This is a genomic window from Variovorax sp. P1_H2 (assembly GCF_056405295.1).
The window spans coordinates 20,790-36,035 of sequence record NZ_JBFUCJ010000077.1 but is presented as its reverse complement, the minus strand read 5'-3'; the positions used below and the strand labels follow the sequence as shown (position 1 = coordinate 36,035).

The 15,246-nt window shown below is 66.3% G+C and carries 13 protein-coding genes and 1 pseudogene; 7 read left to right on the top strand and 7 right to left on the bottom strand.

The window, feature by feature from the left end; translation table 11 throughout:
• Window positions 1–185: 185 nt before the first annotated feature.
• Window positions 186–329 carry a universal stress protein gene (locus AC1D2E_RS23360; protein ID WP_478199608.1) on the bottom strand — a complete coding sequence of 48 codons (144 nt, stop codon included), beginning with the start codon at window positions 327–329 and terminating at the stop codon, window positions 186–188.
• A gap of 163 nt (window positions 330–492) precedes the next feature.
• Between AC1D2E_RS23360 and AC1D2E_RS23355 the strand changes: the two genes are divergently transcribed.
• From AC1D2E_RS23355 to AC1D2E_RS23330, 6 genes and pseudogenes are all read left to right on the top strand, one after another.
• Window positions 493–975, top strand: a complete 483-nt coding sequence (locus AC1D2E_RS23355) for a hypothetical protein (protein WP_478199607.1) — start codon at window positions 493–495, stop codon at window positions 973–975.
• Complete coding sequence (locus tag AC1D2E_RS23350) at window positions 968–1,363, top strand: hypothetical protein (RefSeq protein WP_478199606.1); 396 nt, start codon at window positions 968–970, stop codon at window positions 1,361–1,363. The genes AC1D2E_RS23355 and AC1D2E_RS23350 overlap by 8 nt, the downstream gene beginning before the upstream one ends.
• A gap of 27 nt (window positions 1,364–1,390) precedes the next feature.
• A pseudogene (locus AC1D2E_RS23345) lies at window positions 1,391–1,816 on the top strand (NAD(P)H-dependent oxidoreductase); the annotation flags it as partial.
• Window positions 1,817–1,983: 167 nt separating this feature from the next.
• A complete protein-coding gene (locus AC1D2E_RS23340; RefSeq protein WP_478199605.1) occupies window positions 1,984–3,048 on the top strand; it encodes a permease in 1,065 nt (354 codons plus the stop codon).
• Window positions 3,049–3,052: 4 nt separating this feature from the next.
• Window positions 3,053–4,813 (top strand): hypothetical protein, encoded by a 1,761-nt coding sequence (locus tag AC1D2E_RS23335; protein ID WP_478199604.1) that lies wholly within the window; start codon window positions 3,053–3,055, stop codon window positions 4,811–4,813.
• 1 nt (window position 4,814) lies between these two features.
• A complete protein-coding gene (locus tag AC1D2E_RS23330; RefSeq protein ID WP_478173453.1) occupies window positions 4,815–5,048 on the top strand; it encodes a thioredoxin family protein in 234 nt (77 codons plus the stop codon).
• Window positions 5,049–5,393: 345 nt separating this feature from the next.
• Here the strand turns inward: AC1D2E_RS23330 and AC1D2E_RS23325 are convergent, their stop codons facing one another.
• Window positions 5,394–8,024 carry a cation-translocating P-type ATPase gene (locus tag AC1D2E_RS23325; protein WP_478199603.1) on the bottom strand — a complete coding sequence of 877 codons (2,631 nt, stop codon included), beginning with the start codon at window positions 8,022–8,024 and terminating at the stop codon, window positions 5,394–5,396.
• 297 nt (window positions 8,025–8,321) lie between these two features.
• Here AC1D2E_RS23325 and groL point away from each other — a divergent pair, with 297 nt between their 5' ends.
• A complete protein-coding gene (gene groL / locus AC1D2E_RS23320; protein ID WP_478199602.1) occupies window positions 8,322–9,947 on the top strand; it encodes a chaperonin GroEL in 1,626 nt (541 codons plus the stop codon).
• Window positions 9,948–9,996: 49 nt separating this feature from the next.
• Here the strand turns inward: groL and AC1D2E_RS23315 are convergent, their stop codons facing one another.
• The 5 genes from AC1D2E_RS23315 to acsA are packed head-to-tail and all read right to left on the bottom strand — an operon-like array spanning window position 9,997 to window position 15,241.
• Complete coding sequence (locus AC1D2E_RS23315; RefSeq protein WP_478199601.1) at window positions 9,997–10,287, bottom strand: acyl carrier protein; 291 nt, start codon at window positions 10,285–10,287, stop codon at window positions 9,997–9,999.
• Complete coding sequence (locus AC1D2E_RS23310) at window positions 10,280–11,473, bottom strand: dihydrolipoamide acetyltransferase family protein (RefSeq protein WP_478199600.1); 1,194 nt, start codon at window positions 11,471–11,473, stop codon at window positions 10,280–10,282. The genes AC1D2E_RS23315 and AC1D2E_RS23310 overlap by 8 nt, the downstream gene beginning before the upstream one ends.
• Window positions 11,470–12,441, bottom strand: coding sequence for an alpha-ketoacid dehydrogenase subunit beta (locus AC1D2E_RS23305; RefSeq protein WP_478199610.1), 972 nt, complete (start codon window positions 12,439–12,441; stop codon window positions 11,470–11,472). The genes AC1D2E_RS23310 and AC1D2E_RS23305 overlap by 4 nt, the downstream gene beginning before the upstream one ends.
• Window positions 12,442–12,452: 11 nt before the next feature.
• On the bottom strand, window positions 12,453–13,466 hold the full coding sequence (gene pdhA, locus AC1D2E_RS23300; RefSeq protein WP_478199599.1) for a pyruvate dehydrogenase (acetyl-transferring) E1 component subunit alpha: 1,014 nt from the start codon (window positions 13,464–13,466) through the stop codon (window positions 12,453–12,455).
• The gene (acsA, locus tag AC1D2E_RS23295) at window positions 13,463–15,241 is read right to left on the bottom strand and encodes an acetate--CoA ligase (RefSeq protein ID WP_478199598.1); all 1,779 of its coding nucleotides are present in this window, start codon (window positions 15,239–15,241) and stop codon (window positions 13,463–13,465) included. Before acsA ends, pdhA begins: the two co-directional genes overlap by 4 nt.
• Window positions 15,242–15,246: the final 5 nt, after the last annotated feature.

Genomic DNA, 15,246 nt, shown 5'->3' with positions numbered 1-15,246 from the left:
AGATTGGCGTTGAGGCCATGCGCCAGGGCGACAGCGGCGACCGACGCGCCATGCGCCGCGCACTCGGCGAGAACGCGCGACTTCAGGTCCGGGCCGTGGCGACGGCGGGTAGCGGGTTTGGCGATTTCCATGGTGTCCACCTAAGTTGTGAGGTGGACGCATGCTCCCGGCACCCGCGGAACGATTCAAGATGGGGTGACCAGTTGCTTACCGATGACATGCAGCAGTCGCAACCTTCCCTTGTGCTCGACGGCGAGTTGCACTGCTTCCCGCAAGCCACGCTCGGAGGTGGCGCTGCCATCGAGGGGAACCAGGATATGTTGGTACACGAAGCCTCCTTGGCCCAGTCGAACTATTGCGTACAGCCAAAGAGCTGCCGCGATTTGGATTCCGAGATGACCGAGAAGTTGCCACGTCACACGCCAGGGATGGTCTTACGTCCTTGCGCCCATCACGGCCAGCATGTTCGAATGCACGGGCCCCACCATAGTCTTGAATCGCCAAGTCCGCGCGCTCCCTTCCGGGGCGACGGCGATTGCACCGTCCGCAGCCGCGAGAGGGACGATCGATGAGTTCGTCCGGATCGCGGAGCGCGATGGTGCGGTCCTGATCAATATGGGTGCAACGCATGGCGGGCAGGCGGCTGCCATCCGCGAAGGACCGGATGACCCTCAGCGGGAATTCCCTGGCGCCGGTCCCGACGATCCGTTCTTCAAAATGTTCAAGCACTCTAGCCTCGCCCCGCCCCGTGCATTTCCCAAGGCTCGCGTGGCTCCGGCGTATCGCGAGGAATCAGGATTGATCATGAGTCCCAAGGCTGCAATCAGAGTGGGCGACGTGCTGGTTGGCGTGGACGGATCGCCGGCCGAGAGCCCGTTTCAGGTTCGCGAACTGATCAAGAGATCCGGAAAGAGCGGGGCACTTCTCCGCGAACGGGGGGGCGACAAGATCGACGTCCCGGTGCGCCGTGGCTGACAAACACGGATCGTCCAGCGAGCCTGGGCTGAAGGAACCTGACGCGAAGTGCGGCACTCAGGTAGCAATCGAAACGCGCCAAACAGAGTCGGGCCTCGGAAGCGGATTGTCTGCCCACATTCTGCCGACCTCGGCGACGATGATCGGCGTCTGCATGACAGTGCTGTCGATCGGCCATCTCAACCCCGGTGGCGAATTGCGCTGGGTGGTGGACGAGTTCCTTGCCGTGGACGCGCTGGTGTTCTTGACGAGCGCCATGTTGTCCTTCGTCTCGATACGCGTACGTCGCCCTGGCATGCGCTACGAGGCACACGCAGAGGTCGTCTTCATTGCTGGCCTCGGCATCCTCACGATGGTGGCCCTGGTACTGGCATTCGCGATCACCTGAGGCCTTGCCCAGAGCCCCCGCACTTGCAGGTTCAGCCGGCTTGCGACAGAGGAAGCCGCCAGGCTTCTGACAGCGATGGGAGGTGATGTCCGAAACTTCGACCCGAGGGACCTGCCGCTACCGGACAGCGCCCCCGAAAGCCATCCGAAGGTTCAGGAATTGCGCTCGCTCGCCCAATGGGCTGAGGGCATGGTCTGGTGCTCGCCAGAACGGCACGGAGCGACGACTGGCATCATGAAGGCGCAGATCGACTGGATCCCTTTGATCGTGTGCGCCGTGCGGCCAACCCAAGGGGAAACGCTCGCGGTCATGCAGGTTTCGGGCAGCTCCCAGTCGTTCAATGCGGTGAACCAGCTGCGCGTGCTCGGCCGCTGGATGCGAATGATCACGATTCCAAACCAATCCTCGATCGCCAAGGCGTTCATGGAGTTCGACGCCGCGCCCGAACGCAAATACCTCTTGAGCGTGTTGCGAAACAGGCCCGTAGGCCGCGCCGATCAGAACGCTGCGCGAATTCCTTGCGATTGACGGCCCCGTGGCTTGACGTCGATCAAACGTCGGAAATTCCAGTTGCTGCATCCTTTTGCAGGTCTTCATCTCCGCTTTGGAGAGGACGGACCATGACCGAACTGACCACTTCCACGCTACGCCAACGAACTCTGCAGTTGCCGAGTCAACACCCTCGCGTCTTTCTTTTCATGGCCGCTCTGGTTTGGTGGGTGCTCTACCAGACGTTGACACCGGCCTCAGAGGCTCTCGTCGCCGCGTTGCCTGTGGACAGGGCGAGCCGCCTGGGCGGCGCCCTGCAGTTCTTCTTCTACGACACGCCCAAGGTGTTGTTGCTGCTGACGGCGGTGGTGTTCGTGATGGGCATGGTGAACTCGTACTTCACCCCTGAGCGCACGCGTGCCTTGCTGGCCGGCCGGACCGAAGGCGTGGCCAACGTGATGGCCGCCAGTCTGGGCATCGTGACGCCCTTCTGTTCCTGTTCCGCAGTGCCCTTGTTCATTGGCTTCGTTCAGGCCGGCGTGCCTCTGGGCGTGACCTTTTCGTTCCTGATTTCGGCGCCGATGGTCAACGAGGTGGCGCTGACGCTGCTGCTCAGCCTGTTCGGCTGGAAGATCGCGCTGCTCTACCTGGCCCTGGGCCTGAGCGTGGCGGTTGTGGCGGGCTGGGTGATCGGCCGGATGAGGATGGAGCGGCACCTGGAGGACTGGGTGCGCGACATGCCCAAGGTGCAGGCGGCTGCCGATGACCAGGGCATGGCCCTCACCGAGCGAATCGATGCTGGTTTTGCCAGCGTGCATGAGATCGTCGGCAAGGTCTGGCCCTACATCCTGGCCGGCATCGCCATCGGTGCAGGCATCCACGGCTGGGTACCAGAGGATTTCATGGCTTCGTTCATGGGCAAAGACGCTCCGTGGTGGTCGGTGCCGCTCGCGGTGCTCATTGGCGTACCGATGTACACGAACGCCGCCGGTGTGATCCCGATCGTGCAGGCATTGCTGGCCAAGGGCGCGGCACTCGGCACCGTGCTGGCGTTCATGATGAGCGTGATCGCGCTTTCCTTGCCCGAGATGATCATCTTGCGCAAGGTGCTGAAAGTGCGCCTGATCGCCACCTTCGCAGGTGTGGTGACCGCCGGCATATTGACGGTCGGCTACGTTTTCAACGCATTGCTTTGATCAAATGAAATCGGCACGCACGCGCGATTCGATCGCACTGCTCAACAGCGAGTGCTTTTGCTTCAGCCTCGACCGCGAAGCGCTGGCGCATGCGCTCGATGCCGAGTTGGGGCGGCCGGGCCTGTCGGATCTCATTCGCGGGCGCTGTCCCTTCGTGTTCTCCGCCCAACCGGTGTTCGTGGCCGCAGCGCAGTTGCAGCGCATGGCGCAGCTGGTGCAGRCCATCGAATCGGTGGTAGCCATGCCGGCGTACCGCGAGCAGACATTGGCAGCGGCACCAGCCATCGCTCGCTTGGGCGGGCAAGGCCCGCACGGCGTGTTCCTCGGATACGACTTTCACCTCGACCAGGGGCGCCTGGGCCTCATCGAGATCAACACCAATGCGGGCGGCGCCATGCTCAACGCGGTGCTGGCGCGCGCGCAGCGGGCCTGCTGCGACGCGATGGATGCGATGGTGCCCACGCCAGCCAGCGTGTTGGCGTTCGAGCAACGCATCGTCGACATGTTTCGCCGAGAGTGGCGACTGGCAGGCCAAGGCCGCGCGGCGCGACCGCTGGCAAGCATAGCGATCGTCGACGCAGCGCCTGCAGATCAATACCTGTACCCCGAATTTGTCCTGTTCCAGCGCTTGTTCGAACGACACGGACTGCGTGCTGTCATCGCCGATCCGTCGGAGCTTGTGTGGCGTGACGGCGTGCTCTGGTGCGACGAGCTCGCGATCGATCTGGTCTACAACCGGCTGACCGACTTCTACCTTGAACAACCGGACAGTGCTGCGCTGCGTGACGCCTACGAACAGCGCGGCGCGGTGCTGACCCCTCACCCGCAAGCGCACGCCCTTTATGCCGACAAGCGTCAGCTCGCGCTCTTCAGCGATCCGGCTCGTCTCCAGGCGCTGGGCGTGCCGCCGGCAACACAGGAGATATTGCTGTCCTGCGTGCCGCACACCGAGGTGGTCTCTGCGGCGAACGCCGATCGACTGTGGGCGGCGCGCCGCAACCTCTTCTTCAAGCCCGTGGCCGGTTTTGGTAGCCGCGCGGCGTACCGAGGCGACAAACTGACACAGCGAGTCTGGGCGGACATTCTCGGCGGTGACTACGTCGCCCAGGCCATCGTTGCGCCGGGTGAACGCAAGCTCGACAAGGGGGAGGCCGTGCGGCCCCTGAAGTTCGACCTGCGAGCCTATGCCTACGAGGGGTCGGTACAGTGGGTGGCGGCGCGCCTGTACCAAGGCCAGACCACGAACTTTCGAACGCCGGGCGGCGGCTTTGCGCCCGTGTACAGCACGGTCGACATTTCGGGCCGCAGCCTCCCGCATGGCGCAGATGGCGTCGCAGCGAATGAGCACGTCTCCTACGTCTTCCTGCTCGACGAAGACAGCGGGGTCCATCCCGTTCCCCATGCCCTGTACGTGGCGCTTGCTCGCGGCCAGGCCACAGCACCCGCGTTGGCGGGCCGAACCCTGCGACTGGCCGATTGGTACGTGCGCGAAGCGCCCGGAGAGGCCGGCACAGTGGTCAACGAGACGTACAGCTTGGTCCGATTTGACGCCCAGGGACGCATCGACTGGCCTGGCACGCCGGCGGCGCACCCGCACCGTCCTGGCTCAGCGACCGTTCCCGAGGACGCAAGCTGGCCGACAACTGCAGAGCATGCGCAAATGCGAGCCCTGCTATCAGGTGGCCGAGTTTCGAGTGTGCCGAATGCAATAGACGTGCACGCGCCGGGGCGGCCACTTGAGACTTCAACCCTGAATGGAGATTGATATGGACATCAAGGTACTCGGCACGGGATGTGCCAAATGCAAGAGTACGGTCGCAATGATCGAACAGGTTGCCAAGGCCAAGGGCGTCAGCGTCACGCTGCAGAAGGTCGAGGAGATGCGCGACATCGTGAACTACGGCGTGATGTCGACCCCCGGCGTGGTGATCGACGGCAAGGTGGTCCATGCCGGGGGTGTGCCCAGCCGTGACAAGGTCGAACAATGGCTTGGCGCATGAGCGGTATGAGCGCAAGGTGGGGGTCTGGGCCGCCTGCCGCAGGTGGTCTCGGTGCGGTTGACTACGACCGCAAACCCGAGCGGGACCGCAGCCTGACGCATCATTCGGACCGCGGCTCGCAAGGCGGATTCAACCGGTCGTCGCAACAGGTTGATGACGCCGCGATGATGGATGCTTGCTCATCACTTCCGCAGGAGTCTTCCAACCAAGAACTTTTCGCGGCCGGTTGTTGAGCGCAATGGCCGCGGCTGCCAGCAGGTAGCAAGCAAATCTTCGGTCTCCCTGAGACCGTATGCGGCCGAGGACGTGTGGAAACAATCGACGATCCACCGTTTGGATGGCAGCTCAGACAGCCTCTGCCAAGCGGAACGGTTGCGCCGCTCTGCGCTTCAACCACTTCTCTGCTTCGACCGCGGCAAACACCATGACTGCGCATACCAGGCATATCGCGAGTTCGCCAGGCGACAACGCCTCGGTGTGAAACAGCGACTGGAGCATCGGCACGTAAATGACGGCCATTTGCATCACGAAGGTCGAGAGGACAGCGCCAGCCAGCGGAACGTTGCTGCGCAACCCTTGGGTGAAGAGAGAATCCCTCTCCGAACGGATGGCCAGCACGTGTCCCATCTGGGACAGAGTGAGCACCGTGAAGACCATCGTCTGCCAGTGCATGCCCGTTTGCAAGGCCCACGCTTGCACTCCGAGACACAGACCCGCGATCAGGAGACCTACCCAGAGCGTGTGCTGCCACAGCCCGCCGGCGAATACGCTCTCACCTGGCGGGCGCGGCGGTCGCTTCATCACGCCTCGTTCGGCGGGTTCCGCGGCGAGCGCCAGTCCGGGCAAGCCGTCGGTGACCAGGTTCACCCATAGGATGTGCAGTGGCAGCAGGGGGGTCGGCAAGCCGATCAGCGGCGCGAGAAACAACGTCCAGATCTCCCCGGAGTTCCCCGCCATTGCGTAGCGGATGAACTTTCGAACGTTGTCGAAAATGCGCCTCCCCTCGCGCACCGCGGCCACGATGCTGGCGAAGTTGTCGTCGAGCAGCACCAGGCTCGCGGCCTCGCGCGCGACGTCGGTGCCGCCGAGGCCCATTGCCACGCCGATGTCGGCCTGCTTCAGTGCCGGCGCGTCGTTCACGCCATCACCCGTCATGGCCACGAACTGGCCTTGCGCCTGCAAGGCCTGAACGATGCGTATCTTCTGGGAAGGGTCGACCCGCGCATACACATGCACATCCCCAGCCAGGCGGCGCAACGAATCGTCGTCCATCGCAGCGAGTTGCGAGCCTGTAAGCACCGTGGCGTCGCCTTCGGCGATCCCCAGTTCGCGCGCGATGGCCAATGCTGTCGCTGGGTGGTCGCCTGTGATCATCACGGGCGTGATGCCCGCGCTGCGACAATCTGCGACGGCGGCTTTCGCCTGCGGACGCGGCGGATCGGCCAAGCCCACAAGTCCGAGCAGCGCGAGGTCGGCCTCCACCGCGTCGCACGATTTCCCGCTCGGGTCCTGCGCGAACGAACGACGGGCCAATGCCAGAACGCGTAGGCCTTGCGCCGCCATCGCCGCAGCGGCATCCAGCGCCCGGTCAACATCCAGCGTGCGCTGTTCCTGCCCCGCCACGGCGTGCGTGCACCGCGGCAGCAGCGTTTCAGGCGCGCCCTTGGTGATGACGAGCCAGCGAACACCCTCGCGGTGCAGCGTGCTCATCCGCTTGCGCCCGGAATCAAATGGCCACTCGTACAAACGAGCGTGCGCCGACCGCACCTCGTGCGGCTTCATGCCGTTGTCCTGGGCCCCTTCGACCAACGCGGTCTCGGTGGGGTCGCCCACCCACCGGCCCTCCACATCCAGACTGGCATCGCTGCACAGCAGCGCAGCGGTCCACAGAGGCTCCGATGTCCCTCCTCCGGGATAGTCGACGACCTCGACGCGCATACGATTTTGCGTCAGTGTCCCCGTCTTGTCGGCGCAGATCACGCTGACCGAACCCAAGGTCTCGACCGAAGGAAGCCGCCGCACCAGAGCATTCACCTTGACCATGCGGCGCGCCCCCAACGCCAGCAGGACGGTCACCACGGCGGGCAGCGCCTCGGGAATCGCCGCCACCGCTAGGCTGATGGCCGTCAACGCCATCAACAATACCGGTTCGCCCCGAGCTACGCCGATACCGAAGATCAGGGCACAGATGCACAACACGACGAGGGACAGCCGCTTGCCGAACGCGGCCAGGCGAAGTTGCAAGGGCGTGCTCCGCACTTCCGTGTCTCGCAACAAGCCTGCGATGCGGCCCAACTCGGTGTCCTGTCCCGTGGCAACCACCAGTCCTTCGGCGCGTCCATGCGTGACCAGCGTTCCCTTGAATGCCATGTTGAGTCGATCGCCAAGCGCATGGTCGCCTTTCGGCAGGTGGGTCGTATGCTTCTCGACCGTCGCCGATTCCCCTGTCAACGACGATTCGTCCATACGCAGTTGTGCCGCTTGGTGCAGCCGCAGATCGGCCGGGACGAGGTTTCCCGCCTCCAGAAGCACGACGTCGCCCGGAACCAGGTGCGAGGTCTCGAGGGTCAATGCGCGGCCTTCTCGCCGAACGGTTGCATGCAGACTGGCCAGGCGCTTCAGGGCATCGAGCGCGCGCTCCGCGCGCCATTCCTGGGTGAGGCCGATGGCGGCGTTGAGAGCGACGATGACGACGATGGCGACGGTATCCGCAACGTCCCCGATGAAGCCGGACAACATCGCAGCAGCTATCAACACCAGCACCATGAAGTCGCGGAACTGGTCGACCAAGCGTCGGACCAATCCTCGCGGCGGCACCTCGGGCAGGCGGTTCTGACCGTAGATCTCACGCCGCCGCGTCGCCTGTTCAGCCGTCAGGCCACTGTGCAGATCCACTCCCAGATGGTCGGCGACGGTTGCTGCCGGATGCAGGTGAGCATCGCCGAGAGCGATGTGTTGACCTTCGGGAGCGTTCATTTGAACCATGCTGCGCTAAAACGATGCTCAGTGAGGAGTCCAACATCTGCGCCCTCTGAACCCTCGAACACATGGACGGATCGCCGCGCCGGAGGCGGCATCGAAGCTCAGGATCGCGCAAGGCCAATGCCGATGCCTTGACGCAGCGCAAGTGCTCGGCAAGGTTTCCGGAATGCGCCGCGCCGGTTTCGTGGCTTGCGCCCGATCAAAGGGCGCCGCAGCCGATCGCCTTACCATGGGCCTACGGCCTTCAGGAACTGCCGCGACGCCTTCGTCGCTACCCCAGGAGATTTCGCCATGACAGTCAAGAAGATTTTGTTCGGGGAAGATGCGCGTGAAAAGATCCGCCGCGGCGTTGACACGCTCGCCGATGCTGTCAAGGTGACCCTCGGCCCCCGGGGTCGCACGGTGATCATCGACAGCGAGTACGGCGCGCCCCAGATCGTCAACTCCGGCGTCGTGGTCGCCAAGTCGATCGAACTGGAAGACCGCTTCGAGAACATGGGCGCGCAGCTGCTGCGCGAGGTCGCCGCCCGCACCAGCGAGATGGCGGGTGACGGCACCACCACCGCCACCGTGCTGGCGCACGCCATGATCCAGGAGGGCCTGAAGTACTTGGCCGCCGGCATGAACCCGATGGACCTCAAGCGCGGCATCGACCTCGGCGCGGAAACGGTCGTGAACACGCTGAAGACGATGTCGCAACCTTGCACGAGCTCGCAGGAGATTGCCCACGTGGCGGCCATCTCGGCCAACAACGACCGTTCGATCGGCGAGCTCATCGCGAATGCGATGGACAAGGTGGGCCGCGAAGGCGCGGTGTCGATCGAGGACGGCTCCGGGCGGGTCAGCGAACTCGAGATCGTCGAGGGCCTGCAGTTCGACCGCGGATACCTGTCGCCCTATTTCGTCAACAATGCCGAGAAGCAGGCGGCGGTGCTGGAGAACGCGCTGATCGTCCTGTGCGACCAGAGGCTCTCGGCGATCAACGACCTGGTGCCTCTGCTCGAGGCGGCGGCGAAGTCAGGAGCGCCGCTGCTGGTGATCGCCGAGGAGGTGGACGCCGATGCGCTGGCCACGCTGGTCATCAACAGTGTCCGTGGCGTCGTGAAAACCTGCGCCGTGAAGGCACCGGGCTTTGGCGACCGGCGCAAGGCCATGCTGCAGGACATGGGCATCCTGACCGGCGGGCAGGTGCTGTCGAGCGAGCTCGGGCTGACGCTCGCAAAGGCGACGCCGGACAACCTGGGCCGGGCGCGCCGCGTGGTGGTCGAAAAGGAGAGCACCACGATCATCGGCGGCGGCGGCGACCCGCAGGCGATCCGGGACCGGATCGCCGCCATCCGCAAGGAACGCGAGTTGCAGACCAGCGAGTACGACCGCACGCAACTGGACGAACGCATCGCCAAGCTGTCGGGCGGCGTGGCGCTGATCAAGGTCGGCGCCGCGACCGAGACCGAGCTGAAGGAACGCAAGCTGCGGGTCGAGGATGCGCTGCACGCGACACGCGCCGCCGTCGAGGAAGGCATCGTTCCCGGCGGCGGCGTGGCGCTGCTGCGCGCCCGACGCGAATTGGCGGAGCTGCCATCCGCCAACCTGGACCAGGCGTCGGGCATCAAGATCGTCCAGCGCGCGCTCGAGGAGCCCCTGCGGCGCATCGTCGGCAACGCGGCCGACGAGCCGTCCATCGTGCTCGACAGGCTTGATGCGTCGACCCAGCGAAGCTACGGCTACAACGCGGCGACGCGCCAGTATGGCGACCTGCTGGAAATGGGCGTGATCGACCCCGCCAAGGTGACGCGCCTGGCGCTGCAGAACGCCGCATCGATCGCCAGCCTGTTGCTGACCACCGACTGCATGGTCGGGAACGCGCCGAAGAAGGCGGCGGCGGGGTCCGAAGGCCTGGATCGCGAGCCCTACTGACACCGCGCCCCCGGTACGCGCGCGCCGGCGGCCCGGGCGGTCCCCTGCGCTAAGGCGTTGGGTGGGGGCCTTCTCTTGCAGGGGCCGCGATCCTGTGTCGAGCCTCGATGTAGTCGAGCACATCGGCGAGCGAGACCAGGCGGCCATAGTCGGTCTCCGGAACGTCGACGCCCAATCGGGCGTTCAGGGCCACCAGAAAGTTGAGCCAATCCATCGAGTCCAGATCGACCTGACGGCGCAGTGCACGCTGCCAATCGATGGTCGAGGGATCGATCTCGGGGGCGATCGAACGCAAGAGTTCGAGCACGGTGTCGGCAAGCGCACGGCGATCGTCATCCATGTGGCTCCTCCCTCTTCGGATTCGGCACGTCGCCCTCCGCCGCAAGGTCCTGCGGCTGCTGAAGCAGCTCGCGCAGCTCGGCAAGGAACAGCGCCCCGCGATGGCCGTCCGAAGCCCGGTGGTCGGCGGCCAGTGTGGCGCGCACGACGGGCACGAGGCGGATGGCGCCGTCCTGCGCCCAGGGCCGCGTCGCGATGCGGCCGAGACCGACGATGGCCACCTGCGGCGGATAGATCACGCCGAACACGGTGTCCACGCCCTGGTCGCCCAGATTCGTGACGGTGATCGTCGGATCGGACATCTCGGAACTGCGCAGCGATCCGGAACGGGCACGCTTCACCAAGTCGTCGAGGTCGCGCATCAACTGGTTCAGTGACTTGCCGCCGACATCGTGGATGGCCGGGGCCACCAGCCCCCCGCCGCGCAGCGAGATCGCCACGCCCGCATGCACCGCCGCGGCCGGCATGAACGCKCCGTCGCGATGGAAGCCGTTCAGCTCGGGCGTCCGCCGCAGCGCAGCAGCCACCGCCTTGAGCATCAGCACGGCCGGAAGCATGCGCTCGGCGACGGCCACGCCCTCGTTGCGCTGCCGCAGCCAGGCCAGCGCGCGCTCCATCGGAATCGGCTCCGACAGGTAGTAGTGCGGAATCTCGCGCTTGGAGCGGCTCATGGCCGCGGCGATCGCCTTGCGCATCCCTTGGCTGCGATCGACAAGCGATGCGGCAGGTGCAGCCGTGGCTGAGCCGGCCTCGCGCGAACGCGCCGCGGCCTCGATGTCGGCCAGCGTGACCGATCCCTGGGCCCCGGTGCCCGCCACGTCCTCGGCGACGATGCCCAGTTCCTGCGCGCGCCTGCGGGCCGCCGGCGACACCGGGCGGCGCGCTGCGGCGCCGACGGCCGTTGCGGGCAACGATGGCGGTGTGGCAACCCTCGGCGCGCCCGCTGCTTCGCCGGGCTCCAGCAGGACGGCCATCACGGTACCGACGGGAATCTTCTGGCCGGGTTCCACCAGCAACTCGGCCACCACGCCCTCCTGCCAGCTCTCGACATCGACGGCAGCCTTGGTGGTGTCGACCACGGCCACCACCTGCCCGCGCTTCACGCGGTCGCCCGGCTGCACGTTCCATTGCAGCAGCGTGCCTTCGTCCATGTCGGCACCCAGCGACGGCAATTCGAATCGAATCACGGCGTGCGCCCCATCAGGGTCCTGACCGCCGCAACGATTTTCGCCGGCTGCGGCAAGGCGGCCTCCTCGAGATGCTGCGCGTAAGGGATCGGCACTTCCTCGCTGCACACRCGCGCCGGCGGCGCGTCGAGGTCGAAGAAGGCCTGCTCGCCGATGCGCGCCATCAGCTCGGCGGCCAGGCTGCCCGAACGCCACCCCTCGTCGACGATCACCGCGCGCCGGCATTTGCGTACCGAGGACATCACGGTCGCATCGTCGAGCGGCCGCAATACCCGCAGGTCGATCACTTCGGCGGCGATGCCTTCGAGGCTCAGCGCCTCGGCTGCCAGCATCGCCTTGGAAAGAGATCCGCCGTAGGCGATCAGGCTGACGTCGGTGCCGGTGCGACGCACCTTGGCACTGCAGATGTCGACGCCGCAGGCGTCGTCGCACTCGCCCTCCATGTTGTAGAGCTGCACGTGCTCGAAGAGCAGCACCGGGTCCGGATCGGCGAGCGCCGCAGCGAGCATGCCGCGAGCGTCCTCGACCGTGGCGGGCGCGACGATGCGGATGCCGGGCACGTGCGCGTACCAGCCTTCGAAGCTGTGCGAGTGCTGCGCCGCCACCTGGCGACCCGCGCCGGTGGCCATGCGAATCACCAGCGGCACCGAGAACTGCCCGCCCGACATGTGGTGCATCAGCGCGGCGCCGTTGACGATGGGATCGAGCGCCAGCAAGCTGAAGTTGACCGTCATCACCTCGACGATCGGCCGCATGCCGCCCAGCGCCGCGCCGACCCCGGCGCCGACAAAGGCAAGCTCGGACAAGGGCGTGTCGCGCACGCGCTCGGGTCCGAACTCGTCGAGCAGGCCTTTCGATACCGCGTAGGTGCCGCCATAGCGGCCCACATCCTCGCCCATCAGGAAGACCCGCGGGTCCTGTCGCAGCGCTTCGCGCAGGCCCTCGGCCAGCGCCTGGCGATAGCTCATCGTGCGGCTCGTCACGCAGGCTCCTTGCGCGTGAGCACGTCGTCCAGGAGGTTCTCCACCGGCTCCCAGGTGCCCGCCTCGGCGAACGCGACGGCTTCGTCCACTTCCGCCTGCGCCCTCGCCTCGATGGTCTTGAACTCGTCCTCGGTGAGACTGGCCTGCGCCTTCAGGCGTGCCGTGTAGGTATGGATCGGGCCACGGGTCTTCCAGGCCTCGACCTCGCTCTTGCTTCGATACAGCTCGGCATCGAACATCGAATGGGCGCGGAAGCGGTAGGTCTGGAACTCGATGAACATCGGCCCGCCACCGTCACGCACCTCGGGCGCGGCACGTTTCGCAGCCTCGTGGACAGCCACGATGTCCATGCCGTCGACGGCGATGGCCCGCATCCCGTACGAGCTCGCCTTGACGCACAGGTCGGTCTGCGACTCGGAGCGCGCCAGCGCCGTGCCCATCGCGTACAGGTTGTTCTCGCAGCAGAAGAGCACGGGCAACCGCCACAAGGCCGCGAGGTTCATCGACTCGTGGAAGGCGCCTTCCGCGATGGCCCCTTCGCCCATGAAGCAGGCGGTCAATGCGCTGCGCCCCGAGAGCTTGTCGGCGAGGGCCAGTCCGACCGCCAGGGGCAGTCCGGCGCCGACGATTGCCTGGCCGCCGAAGAAGCGGGTCGCCCGGTCGAACAGGTGCATCGAGCCGCCGCGACCGCGCGAACAGCCCTCCTGCTTGCCGTACATCTCCGCCATGATCGCGCCCATGCCAATTCCTCGCAGCAATGCATGGCCATGCTCGCGATAGGTCGCGACGATGTTGTCATCGGCCGCGAAGGCATGCATCGCACCGGTGGCCACGGCTTCCTCGCCGATGTAGAGATGCAGGAAACCCCGGATCTTCTGCCTGCCGTACAGCTCGGCGCACTTCTCTTCCATGCGCCGGATGCGCAGCATGTCGGCCAGCATCGTCAGTGCGAAGACCTTGTCCCAGGGCACGGGGCCGGTCGGCGGCGGCGGTACGTCCGTTTCGTTCATGCGCCGCCCTCCAGCGTGGAGGTGTCTCCCTCGGGAAGCCCGAGTTCGCGGGCCTTGAGCAGGCGCCGCATGATCTTGCCGCTGCGGGTGCGCGGCAGGGACGCGAGGAAGTCGATCTCCTTGGGCGCGACGGCCGCGCCGAGGCACCTGCGCGCGTGCGCGAGGATGTCCGTGCGCAGCGCCTCGCCGGGCGCATGACCGGTCTTGAGCGAGACGAAGGCCTTGACCCTCTCGCCGAGCAATGCGTCGGGCTTGCCGATCACGGCGGCCTCGGCGACCGCCGCGTGCTCCATCAGGGCGCTCTCGACCTCGAACGGGCCGATCAGATGGCCGGCGGACTTGATGACGTCGTCAGCGCGGCTGACGAACCAGAAGTAGCCGTCGGCATCGCGCCGGGCCAGGTCGCCCGTGAGATAGAAGCCGCCGGCAAAGCACCGGCGATAGCGGGCCTCGTTGTTCAGGTAGCCGCGAAACATCGATGGCCAGCCGGCGCGCAGGGCCAGCTCGCCTTCGACGTCCGGCTGCTCGACGACCCGCACCCTGGGCGCCTCGCCCTCGGCCTCCAGGTGCTCGACGATGCGGGCTTCGATGCCGGGCAGCGCGCGGCCCATCGAGCCCGGCTTGATGTCGAAGGCCGGGGTGTTGGCGATCATGATGCCCCCGGTCTCGGTCTGCCACCAGTTGTCGTGGATGGGCAGGCCCAGCGCCTCCTTGCCCCACCAGACGGCTGCCGGATTGAGTGGCTCGCCGACGCTGGCCACGAAGCGCAATTCCGGATAGCTGCGCCGCCGCGCCTGCGCCACACCGGCCTTCATCAGCATGCGGATCGCGGTCGGGGCCGTGTACCAGACGCTGATACGCTCCTCTTCCAGCAAGCCGTACCAGCGCTCGGCGTCGAACTCCTCGACATCGACCAGCGAGCTCACCCCCAGCAACAGCGGCGCGAGGATGCCGTACGAGGTTCCGGTCACCCAGCCGGGATCGGCCGTGCACCAGTAGCGGTCCTGCGGATGCAGGTCGAGCGCGTAGCGCGCGGTGGCGTGGTGGGCGACCACCGCGCCATGCACGTGCAGTGCGCCCTTCGGCGCACCGGTGGTGCCGCTGGTGAAGTGCAGCAGCGCAGGATCGTCCGGCAAGGTCGCCACGGTGCTGAAGTCGCCGGAGGCCGATGCCATCAGCGTGGCGAGATCGAGCGTGCCGGGCTCGGCGGTGGTGCCGCCATCCTCCGCGACCAGCAGGATGTGGCGCAGCGACGGCAGCTGGCGGCGGCACTGCCGCACCTTGCGCCGGTACAGTTCGTCGGTGGTCACGAGCACCTGCCCGCTGCCGATACCGATGCGCGTTGCGATCGGCTCCGGGCCGAAGGCCGAGAAGAGAGGCGTCACCACGCTGCCATTCTTCAAGGCGCCGAGCACCGCGACGTAGAGTTCGGGAATGCGCCCCGCGAGCACGAACATGCGGTCGCCCTTGCCGACGCCGAGCTGGCGCAGCACATTGGCGAAGCGGTTGGTCCGGCGCGCGAGTTCGCCGTAGCTGAGGTCCAGCGGCGCCGCGCCGCGCGAGACGAATCGCAGGGCCGTCCGGTCCCTCAACGGGCCGGCTGCATGCCGGTCGACGGCCTCGAAGCCCATGTTGAGACCGCCACCGGGAAGGCCCTGCAAGGCGGCGCGGGCCGCATCCCAGCTGAAGGCTCGGCATTCGGCCTCGTAGTCGACCAGGTTGGGCGGCAGGCGGCAATCCCGGGCGGTCTTGCGGATGAGGGCAGGTCCTTCCATGGCGG